Annotated in this window: 3 protein-coding genes; all 3 read left to right on the forward strand. The window is 61.4% G+C overall.

What is annotated here, in order from left to right; all coding sequences use genetic code 11:
* The first annotated feature begins 11 nt into the window (after positions 1–11).
* Entirely contained in the window at positions 12–758 is a 747-nt protein-coding gene (locus AC1DUU_RS28870; protein WP_476786757.1) for a metal-dependent hydrolase family protein, read from the forward strand.
* A gap of 45 nt (positions 759–803) precedes the next feature.
* Positions 804–1,970 (forward strand): hypothetical protein, encoded by a 1,167-nt coding sequence (locus AC1DUU_RS28875; RefSeq protein WP_476786758.1) that lies wholly within the window; start codon positions 804–806, stop codon positions 1,968–1,970.
* A 378-nt stretch (positions 1,971–2,348) separates the two neighbouring features.
* Positions 2,349–2,633 (forward strand): DUF2218 domain-containing protein, encoded by a 285-nt coding sequence (locus tag AC1DUU_RS28880; RefSeq protein ID WP_476786759.1) that lies wholly within the window; start codon positions 2,349–2,351, stop codon positions 2,631–2,633.
* Positions 2,634–2,658: the final 25 nt, after the last annotated feature.

The raw sequence follows: 2,658 nt of genomic DNA on the forward strand, positions 1-2,658 counted from the left end.
GCGTGGGGTAGATGGGTATTCTCGTAGACGGCGTCGACGACGTTCGCCGGGTGACGCGCGAAATGTTCAAGGGCGGCGCGCGCTTAATCAAGGTCATGGCCAATGGCGGCGTGTCCTCGCCGAACGATCCGATCCACACGCTGCAGTTTTCAAGAGATGAACAGGCTGCGATCGTCGAGGAGGCGGAGAAAGCCGGCCTCTATGACTCGGCCCATGTCTACACCGACGCGGCGATCCGCCGTGTCGTCGAGCTCGGTGTCCATTCGCTCGAGCATTGCAACTTGATCACCGCCGAGACCGCCAGGCTTGCGGCTGACAAAGGCTGCATCGCCGTGCCAACGCTGGTTGCCTATGACGCGCTGGCGCTCGACGGCGAGGAACTCGGCCTGGGCGAGGCTGAATTCGCCAAGATCGAGGTGGTGCGCCAAGGCGGCTTGCGCTCGCTTGAGATCATGCGTGACGCCGGCCTGCCCATGGCTTTCGGCTCCGACCTGCTCGGGCAGCTGCGCAAATATCATTGCATGGAATTCGAGCTGCTCGCCAAGGTGCTGACGCCTGCCGAGATCATCCGCTCGGCGACGATCGTTGGCGCCGAGCTTTGCCAGCTGGAAGTGGGCGTGATCGCAGCGGGTGCCTTTGCCGATCTGCTCGTGGTCGACGGCGATCCGCTGACCGACATCGCGCTGCTTCAGGATGACGGCGCGCATCTGAGCGCCATCATGGCCAATGGCCGGTTCGTCAAGAACCGCCTTCTCTAGTTTCAACCCGGCCGCTGTGCCCGCCACCAGATTGTGAGACATGTCATGCAGTTGGGAAAAGAACTGGCCGCGATCACGGCGGGAATAGACCAGCTCTACCGCAACACGCCGCGAAGCGACGGCTTCCTCGATCGCGAGGGTCTTGTTCCGGTTGCTGTAGCCGATATCGAGCCGGTGACCCTTCGGAGCTATGACGAGGCGGTTCAGGCGCTTCACGACCTGAACGCCCGCTTGCCGCAGGAGGCTGAAAGTGCGCTGCGGCTGAGCTACCTCGGCGAAATGATCGACTCGCTTCAAGCGCTGCTGATCACGTTTCAGGAAAAGCAGATTTCCTTCGCCGATCGTGTCCGCCGACAGCTCGGGGTCGACACGCAGATGGTCAACCAGTCGATCCTGCATGGCTATGCGGTCACGATCCGGGAAAGGCTGGATGAGCTCGGTTATCGCGGTTCCTCGCTGACGGAAGACGTTCGACGCTGGGAACAAGACAATCGTGTCGCCCCAAGTGCTGTTCTCGACGTGCTGCGCGGTTATGGCGAGGAGGCACGCCGGCGCACCAGTGCCTTGATGTACGACATGGGCCAGGAATGGCTCGAACCGGTGGCGGTCGAGAACGTGCCGTTTTCGGCCTATTGCGATTACCCGGGACGGCAGCTTTTGCTCAATCTGGACTTTCCCTACACGCCTTACGCGCTGAAGCATCTGGCGTGCCACGAGGCGTTCCCCGGGCATCTTGTGCATCTTGCTTTGCGGCAACGCTACGTCACTGAGGGCAGCATGCCGCTCGACGGCGCGCAGGTGGTGACGAGTTCGGCAAGCAGCGCCCTGTTTGAGGGCATCGCCGACAATGGCCTGTTCTTCCTCGATTGGGTCGACACGCCAGCCGATGAGCTCGCCGTCGCCTTGCAGCGGTTGCGCAGCGCACTGCGCTGCAACGCGGCCTGGATGATGCACGACCAGAACATGAGGCTTGAGGACATCGCGCCGATCATCGCCGAAGCTGGGTTTCAGAGCCTGGAGACGGTGAAGGGCCGCCTGTCGTTCCCGAACCACAATTTGCGGGCACCTTTTGTCTATGCCTACTGGTGTGGCGAAGTGGCGGTTCACGATGTGTGGAAGACCATCGAGCACGAGCGCCGCGCCGAGTTTTGGCACTATCTCTATGCCAACATGCACACGCCGACCACGCTTCGAACCTTCTGGAATCAATAGCCGCCAACCTTGTCGTAACCTGGCTAGCGCGCTTGCTGTTTTCGCGGCCGAATCGAGCATCACCTGATACGTCAGGTGTGCCGGCGGCGCGACACCGCCAATGAGGACGTCACCTCGCGAAATTGTGCGCTGGAACTTCGACAAGCGAACTGACCCGGGCCCTTCCGATGCTCTCCACACGGGCACTGGACTGCCCGTTTCGCAAGGGCTGAGACATGTCGGTCATGTCCGCCGCCTTCGCGGCCGGCTTTTCTTGATTATAATAGTCAACAATGTTAGACGCCAGCTCACTAGGGGCAGCTGGCGCGATCTACTACGTCCATTCGTACGCGCGGCGATCCAAGGGTGCCTGCGCAGGTCAACGACGGAGAAAACAACATGGTTGAAACGACAGGACGGTTCGAGACCGAGCACGGTGCCAAATACCTTACCCAGCTGTGCAAGCATTTCGCCCATAAGATCGAGGTCACCTACGCCGAACGCCATGGCGAGTGCCACTTTCCGTTCGGCAACGCCGTACTTGACGCCGACGACACCGCCTTGACGATCCAAGTGGTCGCGCCAGACGCCGAGCAATTGGCGCGCGCGAAGTCAGTGATCGACGATCACCTCGCGCGCTTCGCTTTCCGCGAGCCCGGCCGCAGCATCGCCTGGAGCGCTTGAGGCTGCTTGTCGCAGGGTGTGGCAC

The sequence above is a fragment of the Aminobacter sp. P4_H6_2 genome, assembly GCF_056400805.1.